This is a genomic window from Sinomonas halotolerans (assembly GCF_039615075.1).
Taxonomy (GTDB): domain Bacteria; phylum Actinomycetota; class Actinomycetes; order Actinomycetales; family Micrococcaceae; genus Sinomonas; species Sinomonas halotolerans.
The window spans coordinates 344711-362444 of record NZ_JBDFRB010000001.1 but is presented as its reverse complement, the minus strand read 5'-3'; the positions used below and the strand labels follow the sequence as shown (position 1 = coordinate 362444).

Annotated in this window: 14 protein-coding genes; 8 read left to right on the top strand and 6 right to left on the bottom strand. The window is 72.8% G+C overall.

Going from position 1 to position 17734, the window contains the following annotated elements; translation table 11 throughout:
- Positions 1–8: 8 nt before the first annotated feature.
- On the bottom strand, positions 9–1046 hold the full coding sequence (locus tag ABCQ75_RS01620; protein WP_345882716.1) for a LacI family DNA-binding transcriptional regulator: 1038 nt from the start codon (positions 1044–1046) through the stop codon (positions 9–11).
- Between the two features lie 99 nt (positions 1047–1145).
- Between ABCQ75_RS01620 and ABCQ75_RS01615 the strand changes: the two genes are divergently transcribed.
- Positions 1146–2183, top strand: coding sequence for a Gfo/Idh/MocA family oxidoreductase (locus tag ABCQ75_RS01615; RefSeq protein WP_345882715.1), 1038 nt, complete (start codon positions 1146–1148; stop codon positions 2181–2183).
- 325 nt (positions 2184–2508) lie between these two features.
- Here the strand turns inward: ABCQ75_RS01615 and ABCQ75_RS01610 are convergent, their stop codons facing one another.
- Entirely contained in the window at positions 2509–3033 is a 525-nt protein-coding gene (locus ABCQ75_RS01610) for an AAA family ATPase (RefSeq protein ID WP_345882714.1), read from the bottom strand.
- 284 nt (positions 3034–3317) lie between these two features.
- Here ABCQ75_RS01610 and ABCQ75_RS01605 point away from each other — a divergent pair, with 284 nt between their 5' ends.
- The 4 genes from ABCQ75_RS01605 (at position 3318) to ABCQ75_RS01590 (ending at position 7810) form a co-directional block, all read left to right on the top strand.
- Entirely contained in the window at positions 3318–4961 is a 1644-nt protein-coding gene (locus ABCQ75_RS01605; RefSeq protein ID WP_345882712.1) for an alkaline phosphatase D family protein, read from the top strand.
- A complete protein-coding gene (locus tag ABCQ75_RS01600) occupies positions 4958–6241 on the top strand; it encodes an alkaline phosphatase family protein (protein WP_345882711.1) in 1284 nt (427 codons plus the stop codon). The genes ABCQ75_RS01605 and ABCQ75_RS01600 overlap by 4 nt, the downstream gene beginning before the upstream one ends.
- A 187-nt stretch (positions 6242–6428) precedes the next feature.
- Positions 6429–6659, top strand: a complete 231-nt coding sequence (locus ABCQ75_RS01595; RefSeq protein WP_345882710.1) for a hypothetical protein — start codon at positions 6429–6431, stop codon at positions 6657–6659.
- A gap of 32 nt (positions 6660–6691) precedes the next feature.
- The gene (locus ABCQ75_RS01590; RefSeq protein ID WP_345882708.1) at positions 6692–7810 is read left to right on the top strand and encodes an LOG family protein; all 1119 of its coding nucleotides are present in this window, start codon (positions 6692–6694) and stop codon (positions 7808–7810) included.
- A 132-nt stretch (positions 7811–7942) separates the two neighbouring features.
- On the opposite strand, the gene ABCQ75_RS01585 is transcribed toward ABCQ75_RS01590, so the two are convergent.
- Together ABCQ75_RS01585 and ABCQ75_RS01580 are read right to left on the bottom strand one after the other, a co-directional pair.
- Positions 7943–8434, bottom strand: a complete 492-nt coding sequence (locus ABCQ75_RS01585; protein ID WP_345882707.1) for a hypothetical protein — start codon at positions 8432–8434, stop codon at positions 7943–7945.
- Between the two features lie 351 nt (positions 8435–8785).
- Complete coding sequence (locus ABCQ75_RS01580; RefSeq protein ID WP_345882706.1) at positions 8786–9943, bottom strand: VIT1/CCC1 transporter family protein; 1158 nt, start codon at positions 9941–9943, stop codon at positions 8786–8788.
- Between the two features lie 289 nt (positions 9944–10232).
- Between ABCQ75_RS01580 and ABCQ75_RS01575 the strand changes: the two genes are divergently transcribed.
- Positions 10233–10808, top strand: a complete 576-nt coding sequence (locus ABCQ75_RS01575; RefSeq protein ID WP_345882705.1) for a cupin domain-containing protein — start codon at positions 10233–10235, stop codon at positions 10806–10808.
- A 222-nt stretch (positions 10809–11030) separates the two neighbouring features.
- Here the strand turns inward: ABCQ75_RS01575 and ABCQ75_RS01570 are convergent, their stop codons facing one another.
- Positions 11031–13010, bottom strand: coding sequence for an APC family permease (locus ABCQ75_RS01570; RefSeq protein WP_345882703.1), 1980 nt, complete (start codon positions 13008–13010; stop codon positions 11031–11033).
- Between the two features lie 239 nt (positions 13011–13249).
- Between ABCQ75_RS01570 and speB the strand changes: the two genes are divergently transcribed.
- Together speB and ABCQ75_RS01560 are read left to right on the top strand one after the other, a co-directional pair.
- The gene (gene speB, locus ABCQ75_RS01565; RefSeq protein WP_345882701.1) at positions 13250–14230 is read left to right on the top strand and encodes an agmatinase; all 981 of its coding nucleotides are present in this window, start codon (positions 13250–13252) and stop codon (positions 14228–14230) included.
- Positions 14227–16071, top strand: coding sequence for a thiamine pyrophosphate-binding protein (locus tag ABCQ75_RS01560; RefSeq protein WP_345882700.1), 1845 nt, complete (start codon positions 14227–14229; stop codon positions 16069–16071). The genes speB and ABCQ75_RS01560 overlap by 4 nt, the downstream gene beginning before the upstream one ends.
- A gap of 194 nt (positions 16072–16265) precedes the next feature.
- On the opposite strand, the gene argH is transcribed toward ABCQ75_RS01560, so the two are convergent.
- The gene (argH, locus tag ABCQ75_RS01555; protein WP_345882934.1) at positions 16266–17729 is read right to left on the bottom strand and encodes an argininosuccinate lyase; all 1464 of its coding nucleotides are present in this window, start codon (positions 17727–17729) and stop codon (positions 16266–16268) included.
- Positions 17730–17734: the final 5 nt, after the last annotated feature.

Sequence of the window (17734 nt, the reverse complement as noted above, 5' to 3'; positions counted from 1 at the left end):
CCGCTCCGTCAGGGGGTGCCAGGCGCGGCCGTGCTCGAGCGGGCCTTGAGCTCGGGCTCGAGGAGCACCGTCTCCGGGGCCAGCCCGGGGCGCGCGATCCGGTCCGCGAGCATCCGGGCCGCCACGCGGCCGGCCTCGCGGCTCGCGTTGTCCACGCTCGTGAGGCCCACCGCGCGCAGGCGTGCGGCGGGCGTGTCGTCGTAGCCGGCGAGCGAGAGGTCTGCGGGGATGCGCAGTCCCAGCTCCTCGGCAGCTGAGAGGGCACCGAGTGCGGCCATGTCGTTGACCGCGAACACGGCGGTGGGCCGGTCAGCGTCCCCTCGGGGGGTGTCCTCCCGAGCGCCGGACCCCAGGAGCGCGAGCGCTGCCCGGCGCCCGGCCTCCTCGGTCAGCCCCGCCTCGACCGTCACGGAGGCGACGCCGAGGCGCGCGCACTCGTCGGCGAACCCCGCCAGGCGCGCCTCGCCCACGGCGGTGCCCCGCGCCGCGAGGTGGGCGATCCGGCGGTGCCCCAGCGCCGCGAGGTGACGGACCACGCGCCGGGCGCCCTCGCCGTCGTCATTCGTCACCGCCGCCGCGCCGGGGACCTGGGCCTGCGCCGCGCCCACCTGGACCACCGGCACCGGCGGGAGGGCAGGCAGGGCCGACTCGGCGCCGTCGAGCGTCCCGACGAGCACGAGCGCCTCCACGCGCAGCTCGAGGAAGCGCTCGGCGAGGGCCGCGCCCTCGAGGCGCCAGTCCCCGAGGAGCGGGCGGAGGCCGGCCTCGTGGAGTCCCTCGGAGAGGCCCTCGACCGCGGGGACGAACCAGGGGTTGCGCAGGTCGTCGAGGATGACCCCGACCGTGCCCGAGCGCGCCGATCCCATCGCGCGCGCGGCGGCGTTGGGCCGGTAGCCGAGCTCCGCCGCCGCGGCGAGCACCGCCTCCCGCTTGGCCGCGCTCACGTAGCCGGTGCCGCGGAGGGCAAGGGAGGCGGCGGACTTGGAGACGCCGGCGCGGGCCGCGACGTCGAGGATCGTCGCGGGCTTGGCGGGGTCCTTGGGCATCGGCGCCTTTCTTGTCAGGACGAAGCTTGACCGCGTTCGCGGCCTCACGGATACTCTAAGGGACATATTGGAACGTTCCCATACACGAAGGAGTGCCGCATGAAGACTGTCACCCTGGGGCTCGTCGGCGTCGGCCGCATCGGCGTCATGCACGCCCGGAACATCGCGGCGATCGCGCCGCAGTTCGCCGGGAGGGGGATCGCGTTGGAGCTCCGTCTCACCGACGTCGCCGAGGAGCACGCGCGCGCCGTAGCGGCCGAGGTGGGGGCCGAGTTCGTCCCCGGCGGGGTCGAGGCGCTGCTGGGCTCCGGCGTGGACGCCCTCGTGATCGCGACCGGGACGCAGACGCACCCCGATCTCATCCGCGCGGGGGTCGACGCAGGGGTGCCGGTGTTCTGCGAGAAGCCCGTGGCCGGATCCGTGGCGGACTCGCTGCCGGTCCTCGAGTACATCGCCGCGCAGGGCGGGACCGTGCAGATCGGCCACCAGCGCCGCTTCGACGCCGGGTACCTCGAGGCCAAGCGCCGCTTCGACGCCGGGGAGATCGGCTGGATCCACTCGCTGCGCGCCATGACCGGGGACATGTTCCCGCCGTCGGTCGAGTTCATCGCGACCTCCGGGGGGCTCTTCCGCGACTGCTCCGTGCACGACTTCGACATCCTGCGCTGGCTCACGGGCCGCGAGATCGTGGAGGTCTACGCGCGCGGCTCCAACAACGGCGACCCGGCCATCGGCGAGGCCGGCGACGTGGACACGGCGCTCGCCGTCGTGACCTTCGACGACGGCACGGTCGGCACCGTCTCCGCGACCCGGTACAACGGGGCCGGGCATGATGTGCGCCTCGAGGTCCAGGGCTCGAAGTCCTCCGTCATGGTGGGGCTGGACGACAGGACGGCGCTGCGCTCGGCCGAGGCCGGGGTGGCCTTCCCCGCGGGCGAGACGCACAAGACCTTCGCCGAGCGGTTCGACGCCGCCTACCGGGCAGAGCTCGCGGCGTTCGTCGAGCTCGTGCTCGGGGAGCGGGAGAACCCGTGCACCCCGGAGGACGCCGTGGCCGCCTCCCGCGTTGCCGACGCCGCCCAGGAGTCCCTCGAGGCCGGCGCCCCGGTGCGCGTCGAGGTCCCGGCCCGCGCCTGACCGTTTCGGGTACACATCATCGCCACCAGCTGCGTTTCGGGTACACATCGTCGCGCCTCAGGGGTGTTTCGGGTACGCGCCCGTGGGGAGGGCTCTGGCGCCCGTCGGCTGGCCTCCGTCTCCGGGGCGCACGACGGCGAGCCGGGCCTTTCCCGCGGACGGCGCCATTCGTCGTCGTGCTTGGAGCGGGCAGGGCGATGCCAATGTCGTGCGTGTGGATCGCAGTGCTGAATGGCGGGGTTCCGTGATCTCTGAGTGGCGGTCCGGCCGCCGGCGGGAGCCCCGTGTCATCGCCATGGGAGAACCCGGGCCCGGCGACGGATCCTCAGCTCCCGAGCACTGAAGCCGCAATCTGCTGCGCGGCTTGGTCCGCTGTGATGTGTGTGGTGTCGATGACCTGTGCTTCTTCGTGCAGCCAGGTCCGAGCCGCCTCGGCGTACGGCTCCAGGTGCGCGAAGCGGAAGGATGAGGGGCCCAGGACTCTGTCGTTCTGTATGCGGTCGCGGAGTGTGGCCTGGTCGGCGTGGAGCACGAAATGCTGGATCGGTATGCCGTGCCCGGCCAGGCCATCGCTGATCTCCCGCCAGTAGCTCTCGACCAAGACAGTCATCGGCATCACGAGTGCGCCTCCCGTGTACTCGAGCACTCGGCGAGCGGTTTCGACAACGAGCGGTCGCCACGGCTCCCAGTGCTGGAAGTTGTCCGTTGCAGGAAGCCCGGGCTTGATGTCCATGAGGACCTCACCGACCTTCTCCGCGTCGAGGACGCGCGCGTCGGGCAGCAATTCCGCCACGAGCGCGCTCGTCGTCGTCTTCCCCGCTCCATGGGTGCCGTTGAGCCAAACGATCATGGACCGGACTCTAGCCCCAAGAAGTGTCCGTACGGCCGGCCCGCGGGCCGGCCGTACCCGGAACGCTCTGGTGGGGACCTATCTGTACCCGAAACGGGTGGATGGCCCGAGGATCTGTACCCGAAACGGGTGGATGGCCCGAGGATCTGTACCCGAAACGGGTGGATGGCCCGTTGATCTGTACCCGATACGGGGCAGGGGTTTGTCCAGTCGAATTGTTACCGACGGGTAGATGAACGATCGGCAAAACCGGGCGGTCGGCCCGGATCCGGCCGGGATACTCGATGTCCGTGACCTCCCTGACCCGCCGCCAGATCCTCCTGACCGCCGGCGCCGCCGCAGCTGCCGCGGGCCTCCCGGCGCTCGGCGCCGCCGCAGCCCACGCCTCAAGCCCCGTGTTCGCCCACGGGGTCGCGTCCGGTGACCCGCTGCCCGAGAGCGTCCTGCTCTGGACGCGCCTCACGCCCACCCCCGAGGCGCTTCCCGCCTCCGGGCTCGGCCCCGAGGCCACGGTCCGCTGGGAGGTCTCGCCGGACCCCGACTTCCGACGGATCGCCGCCAAGGGCTCGTTCGTGACCGGGGCCTCGCGCGACCACACGGTCAAGGCGGTCGCCACCGGCCTCGCCCCGGGCACCTGGTACTGGTACCGGTTCACCTACGGCCGCAGCGTCTCGCCCGCAGGCCGCACGCGCACGGCACCCGCGGCGGGAGCCGCCGTCGACCGCCTCCGCTTCGGCGTGGTCTCCTGCGCGAACTACCAGGCCGGCCACTTCTCCGCCTACCGCCACCTCGTGCAGCGGGGCGACCTCGACGCCGTCCTGCACCTGGGCGACTACCTCTACGAGTACGCGCCGGGCGAGTACCAGGCGCGCGACGTCGTCGTGCGCCCGCACGAGCCCGCGGTGGAGATGACCACGCTGGCCCACTACCGCCTTCGCCACGCGCAGTACAAGCGCGACGCCGACCTGCAGGCGCTGCACGCCTCCGTCCCCTTCATCGTCACGTGGGACGACCACGAGGCGGCCAACGATGCCTGGAGCGGCGGGGCCGAGAACCACACCGAAGGAGCCGAAGGCATCTGGGCCGAGCGCCGTGCCGCCGCCAACCAGGCCTACGCCGAGTGGATGCCGGTGCGCTACGAGCCCGGCGGCGCGCTGTACCGCCGCTTCGACTTCGGGTCCCTCGCGAGCCTGTCCATGCTGGACCTGCGCTCCTACCGCAGCCAGCAGGCCTCGTCCCTCGTCGACCCGGCGGTGGACAGCCCGCAGCGCACCATCACCGGGACCGCGCAGATGGACTGGCTCCTCGGCTCGCTCACGGCCTCGGGCCCGCAGTGGAAGCTCGTGGGCAACCCCGTCATGATCACCCCGATCCGCGTCCCCTCGACCCTGAGCACGGCCGAGCTCGGCGCCGTCCAGACGCTCATGGGCGGCACGACGATCGACGGCGTGCCCTACAACGTGGACCAGTGGGACGGGTACCAGGCGGACCAGCACCGGATCATCCGCCACCTGCGGGACAACGGGGTCAAGGACACCGTGTTCCTCACCGGCGACATCCACTCCGGCTGGGCCTGCGACCTTCCCGCGGACCCGCTCACGTACCCCACGACCGGCGACTCGGTAGCGGCGGAGCTCGTGTGCACGTCGGTCACTAGCGACAACCTCGATGACATCCTCGGCGTCCCGCCGCGCACCGGCTCCCTCTCGGTCGAGGCGGCCATGCGCGCGAACAACCCCCACGTGAAGTACCTCGACTTCGACTCGCACGGGTTCTCGGTCCTGGACGTGACCCCGGCCGGGGTGCGGATGGACTGGTACGTCCTCGCCGAGCGCACCGACGCTGGCTCGGGTGCTGGGCTCTCGACGTCGTGGAAGGTCGCCGCCGGGACGAACCGTGTGCAGCGGGCGGACGGGGGCGTCCTTTGAGCCCGGCGGGCAGCGCGGCCTGGACGACCGGCCGCCGGGACTTCCTGAGGCTCGCCGCCGCGGGAGGCGCAGGGATCGTGCTCTCCGCCTCGGCGGGAACGGCGTGGGCTGCCCCCGCAGTGGGGAGCCGGACGCGGACCTATGTGGTCGTCGTCGACGGCTGCCGCCCGGACGAGATCACCGCCGGGCTCACGCCGCGCCTCGCAGCGCTCCGCGCCGACGGGGCGCACTTCCCCGCGGCCCGCTCGCTGCCGGTCATGGAGACCATCCCCAACCACGTCATGATGATGACCGGCGTTCGCCCGGACCGCTCCGGGGTGCCGGCGAACTCCGTGTTCGACCGCGCCGAAGGCGTCGTCCGGGACCTCGACCGCCCGGCAGACCTGCGGTTCCCCACGCTCCTCGAGCGCCTGCGCGAGCGCGGCCTGACCACGGGCTCGGTCCTGAGCAAGGAGTACCTGTTCGGGGTCTTCGGCGAGCGCGCCACGTACCGCTGGGAGCCGTACCCGCTCATCCCCGGCACGAACCACGCGCCGGACGCCGCGACGATGGACGCGCTCCTGGCCATGGTGGACGGTCCCGACCCGGACCTCGTGTTCACCAACCTGGGCGACGTGGACCGCGTGGGCCACACGGACCTCACGGGCACCACGCTGCGCGCGGCCCGCGAGACCGCGCTCGCGGACACGGACCTCCAGATGGGCCGGCTCGTGGACCGGCTCCGGGAGACGGGCAAGTGGGAGACGAGCGTGATCGTGGTGCTCGCGGACCACTCGATGGACTGGTCCGTCCCCACCAACGTGGTCTCGGTCTCCCTCGCGCTCTCTGCCCGGCCGGACCTCCAGCAGTCGGTGACGATCGCGCAGAACGGCGGTGCGGACCTGCTCTACTGGACCGGGCCGGAGGCGCAGCGGGCTGAGGGGCTGGCCGCGGTGCGTGCGCTCGTCGAGGCCCACCCCGGCGTCCTCTCGGTGCGGTCGCCGGGCGAGCTGCGCCTCGGCGCGGAGGCCGGCGACCTCGTGGCGTTCTGCCGCGCGGGCTGGCGCTTCGCTGACCCGTACGTCGCCTCCAACCCGATCCCGGGCAACCACGGGCACCCGGCCACGGAGCCCATCCCGTTCTTCGTGGCCGGCGGCAGCCCCCGCGTGGCCCGGGGGACGGTCTCCTCGGAGCCGGCGCGCACGCTGGACGTGGCGCCCACGGTCGGCGCGCTCTACGGCCTCCGCGCGCCGGCAGGGGGGTACGACGGCGTCTCCCGGACGTCCGCGTTCGTCTCCTGACGGGCGGCGCCCCTTTGTTTCGGGTACAGATCCCGACCGCTCGGGGCTCTTTCGGGTACACGTCACGGGCGCCCTGGGCCGTTCCGGGTACGACGTCGGCGTCGTCACCCCCGGGCGCCAAGACTGTCTGACCCCTCGGGTACAAAGGTGGTGCGGCACGGACGCGCCGTGAGAAGGGGGACAGACCATGAAGAAGGCTCCAGCACCGAGACCGTGCCCGTACTGCGGTGCGGAATCCAGGCCGATCGCCTACGGGATGCCCGCGTCGTCGGAGGACGCCGAGACGCTGAGGGCAGAGGGCTGGGTGATCGGGGGCTGCGTCATGATGGCCGACGAGTACGGCATGACCGCCGACTTCCAGTGCCTGGCCGGCTGCGGCCGGCAGTGGAGCTCCCAGAGCGTGCAGCGCAGCGGCTGACCGGCCCGCCGGCCGGCGGCTAGTCTGGGCGCATGGACGCCGCCCTGAACCCCACGCCGCGCATCCTCGAGGTCGACTCGCTCGAACGCTTCGATGAGCTCGTGGCCGGCGGGGCGTCCTCGATGAGCGGCTGGCACCTGCAGTCCGTGGACTTCACCGAGCGCTCCGCCGAGCTCAAGGCTCTGGACCCGTCCGGCTCCATGTTCCTCGGCTGCCAGCTCCAGCCCGGGATGGAGCAGTCCCTGCGGGCGCGCGGGGCGCTCGTCTTCCCGGTGCTCCCGGACGTGCCGTTCAACGCCTACCAGCCCACGCTCTACACCGGTCCCGAGCTCTACGCGGGCGTCGAGACGACCCCCTACGAGGACACCCCGGATGCCCGCATCTACGCGTGGACCCAGCGCCAGGGCCGGCGCGGCGTCGAGTCCGCCATCGCGGCCGCCCTCCACGACCACCACATCGGCGACGCCCTCCACGACGCCCTCGCGACCCTTGCCGCGGGCCGGCGCGTGGTCGGCGTCATGGGCGGGCACGCCGCGGCGCGCGGGAGCAGCACGTACGACGACGCCGCGCGCCTCGGCCGCGATCTCGCTGCGGCCGGGCACGTGGTCGCCACGGGCGGCGGGCCGGGCGCGATGGAGGCCGCGAACCTGGGGGCCTGCCTCTCAGCAGCCCCGATCGAGGCGCTCGATGAGGCACTGGCGAGGCTCGCCGTCGTGCCCTCCTACCGCCCGTCCGTGAGCGCGTGGGCGCGGGCGGCGCTCACCGTGCTCGCCGAGCACCCGGAGGCGACGCCCAGCCTGGGGATCCCCACGTGGTTCTATGGGCACGAGCCGCCGAACCTCTTCGCGAGCCATATCGCCAAGTACTTCGCCAACTCCGTCCGGGAGGCGGTGCTGCTCGAGAAGTGCACGGGGGGCGTCGTGTTCCTGCCGGGAGCGGCGGGAACCGTGCAGGAGGTCTTCCAGGACGCGTGCGAGAACTACTACGCGGCGCCCGAGGCGGTCACGCCCATGGTGCTCGTGGGCGTGGGGCACTGGACCGAGGAGCTGCCGGCGTGGCCGCTGCTCTCGCGCCTGGCCTCGGGGCGCGGGATGGAGGGCTGGGTGCACCTCGTGGACACGGTCGAGGAGGCCGTGGAGGTCCTCGGCTGACCCCGGGTCGCAGGGAGGTGACCCCGGGTCGCGGGGAGGTGACCCCGCAACCACCCTCTATTTGCGGAGTTATGTCCCCACTGAAGCGGGGTCATGTCCTTCGGTGCGGCTCGGCTCAGTCGTGCTGGGAGGCTACCGGACCACGTAGCCAGTGATGGTGCCGGTCCCGTGCGTCCCCGAGGCCTCGCCGAGATCCCGACCGTGGCCGACCAGACCGACGTAGTCGCCCGTTCCGCCCCTGAGGATGATCGGGCCGGAGTTCGTGGAGGAGTCCTCGCCTGTGAAGGTAATCAGGATCTGCTTGAGCGCGTTGAAGGACCCGCTTCCGTCGTCGCACGTGTAGACCGTGTCGATCAGGATGACGAGATGACCGGAGCGACCCTTGTATGCCGCGAACGTCTGAGGCTCGTCCACGAAGGTGCCGGATGCGCATAGCGGTCCCGTCGCCGTGAACGACTGCGGCCCTCCACTCTCAAAATCGATTTCTTCCGTGATGGTGAATTCCGCTGGAGTTTCCGCGTTCGCGGGCGCGACGCCTACTGCCGACGCCGCAGCAACGGCCAGCGCTGCTGCGGCCCATCGCATGGCACCAGTCATCTCTATCACGACCTCCTGATTGCGCACGGAACGTGCCACCGTGCTGGATGTAGGGAGGGTGGCGCTCCGTGCTCGGGAATTCAAGGGTTCGCGAGACCGTTCGTTCGTCCAGGAGGATAAGGACGGGCTATCGGGTACCGCCGTCGCCGTCACGATGACACAGCGCGACGGTGCCGGTCGCCCCACCCAGCCTCACAGCGACGGAGCCTCTCGGTCCTTCGCTGATCCAGGTGCAGGGAGATGACCTCTCAACCGGAGGGACGGGACCCCGCAACGAGGTTAGGGGAGGTGACCCCGGGTCGCAGGGAGGTGACCCCGGGTCGCAGGGAAGTGACCCCGCAAGCCAGTGCGGTGCCACGGCGCGGGCACCGCGCCGGATCAGGCGACCGAGACGCCGAACACCCACCCGAGCCCGTACGTGACCGCGGCCGCGCCGAAGCCGATCGCCAGCTGCCGCACCGCCCGGGAGAGCGGCGAAGCCCCCGCGAGCAGGCCCACGACGGCGCCCGTCGCGAGGAGCGCGAGGCCCACCAGGCCGGCCGCGAGCACGAGCGCGCCCACGCCCACCATGCCGAAGAGGAACGGGATCACGGGCACGATCGCGCCAGAGGCGAAGAAGCCGAAGCTCGCGAGAGCGGCACCCCAGGCGGAGCCGACCGCCTCGTGCTCGTCGCCGTCGTCCTCCTTCTCGGGGTGGAGGGACAGGCTCGGGTCGCAGTCGCACGCGAAGTGGCCGAGGCGCTCGGCGGCGCGGTGCGCGGCGGCCTCCTGGCTCATGCCGCGCGCCTTGTACACGAGGACGAGCTCGTTCTGCGTGAGGTCCAGGTCCGGTGCCGCGGACAGCGTGACCTGCGTGGGCCTCGACGCCGAGAGCAGCTCGCGCTGGGAGCGCACCGAGATGAACTCGCCGGCCGCCATCGAGAGGGCGCCGGCGAGCAGGCCCGCGATCCCGGACAGGAGCACGATCTGGCTCGACACGCCGGAGGCGGCCATGCCCGCCACGAGGGACAGGTTGCTCACGAGGCCGTCGTTGGCCCCGAACACGGCCGCGCGGAAGGACCCGGAGAGGCGCAGGCGCCCCCGGACCGCGAGGCCGCGGACCACTTCCTCGTGGATGCGCTCGTCGGCGGCCATGGCAGGGGTCGCGGACGGGTCTGTCGCGTAGGGGGAGCGGCTCTCCGCGCGCTGCGCCATCGCGAGCACGAACACGCTCCCGAAGTGGCGGGCGAGGAAGCCGAGGAACTGGCTGCGCAGCGAGGCCGGGACCTTCTTCGCCGCCGCATCGCCGAGGAGCGCGGTCCAGTGCGCCTGATGGCGGAGCTCGGCGTCCGCGAGGCCGAGGAGGATCTCGCGTTCCTCGCCCTCGCGGCGTGCCGCGAGTGCCCGGTAGATCGCGGCCTCGGCCCGCTCGTCGGCGAGGTACTGGCGCCAGCGGCGGATGTCCGCAGGGGTGGGCTCCGGGCGGCTGGCCGCCGCACCGTGCGCGGGCGCGGGTTCGGAGGGGCGTCCGGGCGGCGGGGACGTGGGGTTCTGCACTGCTGCTCCTGGGCGATCGGCTGGTCTGCGGGCCCATTGCCTGGCGCCACTGTAGACCTTTTCGCGCCGCGATTTCGGCCGGGGAACCGGCGTCCGAGAGTTAGGCGGGCCGGAACTGCCTGCTGCGCCGCGCACGACGGCGAGCCTCGCCCGGCGCTGCCGTTTCGGCGTCGCAGGCGTGTGGGGTGCGTCGGGGAAAACAGCCGTTGCCCTACACTGGTGTGACCCGACTTACAGCGGAGCGGACCCGGAGCGGACCGAGCCCGCGCGCCGCGCAGAGAGTGAGCCCATGAAAGCCCTGCCCGTCGAGCCGAGCAACGCCCCGGTGGCGATCGGCTCGCGCATCCGCGCAGCACGCCAGGCGCAGCGCATGACGATCGAGCAGGTCGCGGATGCGACGGGTCTCACAAAGGGCTTCCTCTCGCGGGTGGAGCGGGACCTGACATCGCCGTCCGTGGCCTCGCTCGTGACCCTGTGCCAGGTCCTCTCCGTCTCGATCGGGGACCTGTTCGCCGTCCCCGAGACCCACCTCACGCGGGCCGCGGAGGCGCCGCGGATCTCGCTCGGCGGCGAGGGGATCGTGGAGCGGCTCCTCACGGCCCGCTCGGAGCGGCGCGTCCAGGTGCTCCGCGCGGACATCGAGCCGCGCGGCACGGGCGAGTCCGAGCTCTACGCCGTGGACTGCGACGTCGACGTCCTGCACGTGGTGCGCGGGCAGCTCACGCTCATCATGACCAACGAGCGCTACACCCTCCACGCGGGGGACACCATCACGTTCCCCGGCCGCGAGCCGCACTCGTGGGCCAACCCCTCCGACGAGCCCGCCACCGTGCTCTGGATCCTCGTGCCCGCGGCCTCCCGTTGACCGTTCCGGGTACACATAAAGCCGCCCTGGGGCGTTTCGGGTACACGTGATCGGGCGCTGGGGCGTTTCGGGTACAGGTGATCGGGCCCTGGGGCGTTTCGGGTACGGTGCCTCCGCTGTTCGTCGCCCCGGTGCGGACGACGGCGCGCCCCGCCTCGCCCGCGCAGGCCGCCTCTCGCCGTCGTGCTTCGAAGCGGCGACGTCTGAGGTGTACCCGAGACGTCAGCCGACATGGACCCAGGGGCGCTGGGTGACGTCCGGCTCGGCCTCCCGCAGCACCTCGCGGGTCACGGGGGCGATCTCGCCCTCGCCGAAGACGAGGAACCGGGTCAGGTTGGTCACGGGGTTGCCCTCGGTCCACCGGAAGTAGATGTGGGGCATGAGGCCCGTGACGTTGCGCAGGTGCAGGAGCACGGCCGCGAGCGTGTTGGGCACGTTGCTCGAGTGGACCTCGAGCACCCGGTACCCGTGCCGGCGCACGCCGTGCACCTCGAGTTCCTGCTCGAACTCGGAGGAGTCGTCCACCACGACCTCCACGAAGAGGACCTCCGCGTCCGCTGGGAGGTGGCTCGCCGCGCGCGCGTGCTCGAGCTTGGTCCGGTACCGCTCGGCGTCGAGCCGCTTCGGCTCGTGGGCGATGAGCCGCAGCGGCCCCTCCTCGATCCCGGCGATGAACTCGAGCGCGCGGGCGTCGAGGCGCACGTGCGTGGCCCGCAGCTCGAACGAACGCCGCACGCGCGAGGCGAAGGACACCACGAGGACCCCGAGGATGAACAGCGCCGCGATCCGGATGCCGTCCGGGCGCTCCACCACATTGGCCACGGTCGTGTACACGAACACCGCCGTGATGGCCCCGAACGCGACGGTGCGCATCCGCTCGCCGGCGGCCCGGGCCGAGAGCGTCACGGCGAGCGCCGCCGAGGTCATGAGCACGAGGACGCCGGTGGCGTAGGCGCCGCCCTGGGCGTCGACGTCGGCGTCGAAGACCACCGTGACGGCGAACGCGATCGCCGCGAAGACGAGCACGAGCGGGCGCACGGCCCGCGTCCAGGCCGGCGCCATCCCATAGCGCGGCAGGTAGCGCGGCACGAGGTTGATGAGCCCGGCCATCGCGGAGGCGCCGGCGAACCAGAGGATCGCGATCGTGGAGAGGTCGTAGAGCGTGCCGAACCCGTCGCCGAAGAAGCCGTGCGCGAGGTACGCGAGCGCACGCCCGTTCGCGGCGCCGCCGGGGGCGAACTCCGCGGCGGGGATGAGCAGGGTGGTGACGAAGCTCGAGGAGATGAGGAACCCGGACATGATGAGGGCCGCCGTGGTGAGCATGCGCCGGGCGCCGCGGATCCGGCCGGCGGGGTTCTCCTCGGTGTCCTCGGGGCCGCCCTTGACCTGCGGCATGACGGCCACGCCGGTCTCGAACCCGGAGAGCCCGAGCGCGAGCTTCGGGAAGACGATGAGCGCCACGGCGAGCATGAGCCACGGGTTCCCGTGCTGCGTGGTCAGGGCGGTCCACCAGTCGGCGACGAGCGCGCCGTGCGCGGCGATCCGCGCGAGACCGGCCACGATCACTACTGCGTTGAGCCCCAGGAAGACGACGACGAGCACCACGGCCACGCTGATCGCCTCCCGGAACCCGCGCAGGAACACCACGGCGAGCGCGCCGAGGAACCCGAGCGTGATCGCGACCTCCTGGCCGTGGAGCGCGGGGGGCGCGAAGGGGTTCTCGACCACGTGCGCGCTCGCGTCCGCGGCGGAGAGGGTCATGGTGATCATGAAGTCCGTCGCGGCGAACCCGAGCAGGGCGAGCACGGCGAGCTTGCCCGTCCAGCGCCCCATGAGCTTCTCGAGCATCGCGATGGACCCCTCGCCGCGGGGGCTCTCCCGGGCCACGCGGCGGTACACGGGGAGCGCGCCGCACAGGGTCACGGCGATGAGAACGAGGGTGGCGAGCGGGGAGAGGACGCCGGCGGCGAGCGCCGCGATGGCGGGCTGGTAGCCGAGGGTGGAGAAGTAGTCCACGCCCGTGAGGCACATGACGCGCCACCAGGCGGCGGGGGCGTGTGCCTTCTCCGCCTCGATGGGCGGGAGGCGCTTCCTCGGCGCGCCGGGCATTCCCTCGAGCAGCCACGCGCGCAGGGCGGTGGAGGTGAGTTCGTGGCGGCGGCGGGGGTGCGGTTCGGCCGGTGGCCGCATCAGAGTGCTCATGGTTCCTGCTGTCGGTGGGAGGTGACAGCTGGAGCGTAGGCCTGGGGAAGGGGCCGGGGCAGGGAGTTTTACAGATCCTTAGCGCGGTCTTTGCGGTGTCCTTGCGCACGACGCCGGCCGGCTGGCCCGGGCGGGAGGGTCACGGTTTGCGCTCGCGGAGCCGTGTAAACAACAGGTGCATAGCAGACAACTTTTGGTGTAGTGTGGCTCACAGTCAACCCCACAACCTGGAGGGCCCTTTGCACGAGCTGCGCATCGAGGAGAACGGCAACCTCGGTCCCATCGATTCGTCCCGCATCCCGCGGTACGCGGGCGCCGCGACGTTCGCCCGCCTTCCCCGCCTCGACCAGCTGGAGAAGGCGGATGTCGCGGTGGTCGGCGTACCGTTCGACTCGGGCGTCTCCTACCGCCCGGGCGCGCGCTTCGGCGCCAACCACGTGCGCGAGGCGAGCCGCCTCCTGCGGCCCTACAACCCCGCCGTGGACGTCTCGCCGTTCGCGGAGGCGCAGGTCGCGGATGCCGGGGACATGGCCGTGAACCCGTTCAACATCCACGAGGCCATCGAGGCCGTCCAGCAGAACGCGCTCGACCTCACGGCCGGCGGTGCGCGCCTGCTCACGCTCGGCGGCGACCACACGATCGCCCTCCCGCTCCTGCGGGCCGCGTCCGAGCGCGCCGGCGAGCCGGTGGCGCTCCTGCACTTCGATGCACACCTGGACACGTGGGACACCTACTTCGGCGCCGAGTACACCCACGGCACGCCGTTCCGCCGCGCGGTCGAGGAGGGCATCCTCGACACCGAGGCGATCTCCCACGTAGGCACCCGCGGCCCGCTCTACGGCAAGAAGGACCTCGAGGACGACCGCCGCTTCGGCTTCGGCATCGTCACGTCCTCGGACGTCTACCATCAGGGCGTGCGTGAGATCGTCGCGAAGCTGCGGGACCGGATCGGCAGCCGCCCGCTGTACGTCTCCGTGGACATCGACGTCCTCGACCCGGCCCACGCGCCCGGCACCGGGACCCCCGAGGCCGGCGGGATCACGAGCCGCGAGCTCCTCGAGATCATCCGCGGCCTGCGCGGGCTCAACCTCGTCGGCGCGGACGTGGTCGAGGTGGCCCCGGCCTACGACCACGCCGAGCTGACCGGCGTCGCCGCGAGCCACGTAGCCTACGACCTTGTCACCCTCATGAGCGAACTCCCGAAGGCGGATGCCCGATGAGCACGGAACAGCAGGACACCATGGCCGCGCACGGCGGCGACCACGGCGACCACGGCGCGGCCGGAGCCGGCGCGCACGGGGCGGGCGACGGCGTCGTGCGCCCCCACGAAGCGCAGGGCGGCCCCGCCCAGCGCGAGGCAGGCACGCGCAACGGCGGCGACCTGGTCGTGGAGACCCTCGAGGCGCTCGGGGCGAAGACCGTGTTCGGCATCCCCGGGCAGCATGCGCTCGGGCTGTTCGACGCGATGGGCCGCGGCAACCTCCAGTTCGTCTCGAGCCGTGTCGAGAACAACTCGGCGTTCGCGGCGGACGGGTACTCCCGCGCCACGGGCGAGGTCGGCGTCCTCTTCCTCTCCACGGGGCCGGGCGCGCTCACCTCGCTCGCCGGGCTGCAGGAGGCCTACGCGACCGGCGTGCCCATGGTGGTGGTGGCGAGCCAGATCCCGCTCGAGGGCCTCGGCGCGCGGCGCAAGGGCATGCTGCACCAGCTCGACGACCAGAAGGCCTCGGCCGCGAACGTCACGAAGAGCCAGCGGCTCATCCAGCACGCCTCCGGCATCCCGAGCGCGATCCAGGACGCCTGGACGGACGCGATCTCCTCCCCGCAGGGGCCGGTCTGGGTCGAGATCCCACAGAACGTGCTCCTGGACCCGATCGTGGTGCCGCCGGTTGAGGACGCGCTCGCGGTCGCTGCGGACAACCCGCCGCGCGTCGAGCTCGTGCGGGAGGCCGTGAAGTGGCTCCGCGAGTCCAAGCGGCCGGCGATCATTGCCGGCGGCGGGACCCGGCGCGGGCACGCCGAGAAGGCACTGCTCTCCATCGCCGAGCAGCTCCGCGCCCCCGTCATCTGCACTCCCGGCGGCAACGGCGCGTTCCCGTGGGAGCACCCACTCTCGCTCCAGTCCTGGATCGAGGACCGGCACATGACCGACCTCCTCGAGGACGCGGACGTGCTCGTGGTGGTCGGTTCCTCGCTCGGCGAGGTCACGTCCAACTACTTCACCTTCGAGCCGCGCGGCCGGATCATCCAGATCGACGCCGAGCCCCGGGTCCTCGAGTCCAACCGCCCGGGTCTGGGCATCCGGGCCGATGCCGGGCAGGCGCTCGCCGCCATCGACGCGGCGCTCGCCGAGGCACTCGCAGGTGGGCTCGGGGCCGGCGTCGGGGCCGGCGGGACGGCGGCCGGGGCCGCGCACGCCTCGGACTGGCACGGGAAGGCCCCCGAGGACGTGGTCGCGGAGGCCCTTGCCGCGGTGCGGGCCCGGCTCGAGTCGCAGGACCTGGACAAGGAGCTGCGCTTCATGGCCGACATCCGCGCGGCCGTTCCGGACGACATGCAGACCTTCTGGGACATGACCATCTCCGCCTACTGGGCGTGGAGCTGCTGGGATGCCCGGCAGGGGCAGTTCCACTCCGCCCAGGGCGCGGGCGGTCTCGGGTTCGGGTTCCCGGCCGCGATCGGCGGGGCAGTGGGGCTCGCCACGACGGGCCGGCCCGCGCGCGTGCTCGCCGTGTCCGGCGACGGCTCGGCCATGTACTCGATCTCCGAGCTGGCCACCGCCAAGCAGCACAATGTGCCGGTCACGTGGCTCATCGTCGACGATGGCGGGTACGGGATCCTCCGCGAGTACATGGTCGGCGCGTTCGGCAAGGCCACTGCCACCGAGCTCGCGCGCCCGGACTTCGTCGCGCTCGCCGAGTCGTTCGGGGTGCCCGCGCGCCGCGTGGCCCCCGAGGATGTGCGGGAGGCGCTCGAGGAGGGCTTCGCCGCGGACGGGCCGAACGTCGTCGTGGTCGAGACCCTCCTGAAGATGTTCGCGCCGACGCACCTCGGCGACTGACCGGGCCTCCGGCCCTGCTGGGCGGGCGTCCTCCCAGCCTCGTCCCACCGGCGCGGGGGGGGGGGCCCCCCCCCGCCGCGGCGCCGCGGCCCGCCGGGGGGGCCGGGGGGGGGGCGGGGGCCCCCCCCCCCCCCCCGCCCCCCCCGCGCCCCCCCCCCCCCCCCCCCCCCCCCCCGCCGAGGAGCGAGCCCGGGTCAGCCCGCGAACCCGCGGGCCTGGGCGAGCTGCTCCTGGAGCGCGGCGAGCTGGCGCGCGACCGCCTCCGGAGCGGTGCCGCCCTGCGCGCTGCGGCTCGCGAGCGAGCCCTCGGTGCTCAGCACGGAGCGGACCTCGGGCGTGAGCGCTGGGCTGATCGCCGCGTACTCCTCGTCGTCCAGGTCCCAGAGCTCGACGCCGCGCGATTCGGCCTGCTTCACCGCGGCGCCGGAGAGCTCGTGGGCCTCGCGGAACGGCACGCCCTGGCGGACGAGCCACTCGGCGATGTCGGTCGCGAGGGCGAAGCCCTGCGGGGCGAGGGCGGCCATGCGCTCGGTGTTGAACGCGAGGGTCGCGATCATGCCCGAGACCGCGGGGAGCAGGAGCTCGAGGGTGTCGGCCGCGTCGAAGACGGGCTCCTTGTCCTCCTGCAGATCGCGGTTGTACGCGAGCGGCAGGCCTTTGAGGGTCGCGAGGAGGCCCGTGAGGTCGCCGATGAGGCGCCCCGCCTTGCCGCGCGCGAGCTCCGCGACGTCCGGGTTCTTCTTCTGCGGCATGATCGAGGACCCGGTGGAGTACGCGTCGTCGAGGGTGACGAAGGAGAACTCCTTCGTGGCCCAGAGGATGACCTCCTCCGAGATGCGCGAGAGGTCCACGCCGATCATCGCCGCGACCCACGCGAACTCGGCGAAGACGTCCCGCGAGGCGGTGCCGTCGATCGAGTTGTGCACGGCCGAGTCGAAGCCCAGGTCCGCCGCGACGGCCTCGGGGTCGAGTCCGAGGGACGAGCCCGCGAGCGCCCCCGAGCCGTAGGGCGACACGGCCGCACGCCTGTCCCAGTCCGCGAGGCGCTGGACGTCCCGCAGCAGGGCCCACGCGTGGGCGAGCAGGTGGTGGCTGAGCAGGACGGGCTGGGCGTGCTGGAGGTGTGTCCGGCCCGGCATCGCCGCGTCCGGGTGCGCCTCGGCCTGGGCCACGAGCGCGTCGACCGTGTCGAGGACGCCGCGGGCGATGACCCGCGCGTGGTCGCGCAGGAACATGCGCCCGAGGGTCGCGACCTGGTCGTTGCGAGAACGGCCGGCGCGCAGCTTGCCGCCCAGGTGCGTCCCCGCGCGCTCGATGAGGCCGCGCTCGAGCGAGCCGTGCACGTCCTCGTCGGACTCCGCCGCGGTGTACGCGCCCGAGGCGACGTCTGCGTCGAGGCGGTCCAGCGCGTCGAGCATGCCGGCGAGCTCGCCGTCGTCGAGCAGGCCCGCGCGGTGCAGGACGCGCGCGTGGGCCTTGGAGCCGGCGATGTCGTACCGGGCCAGGCGCCAGTCGAAGTGCGTGGACTTGCTCAGCGCGGCGAGCGCGTCCGCCGGTCCCCCGGCGAAGCGCCCGCCCCAGAGTGCGCCCTCGTTGGTCCCCGAGCGCCCTCCGGCCTCGCTGCGCTCGGCCGGGGACCCCTGCGCCCGTGGGCCCATGTTCT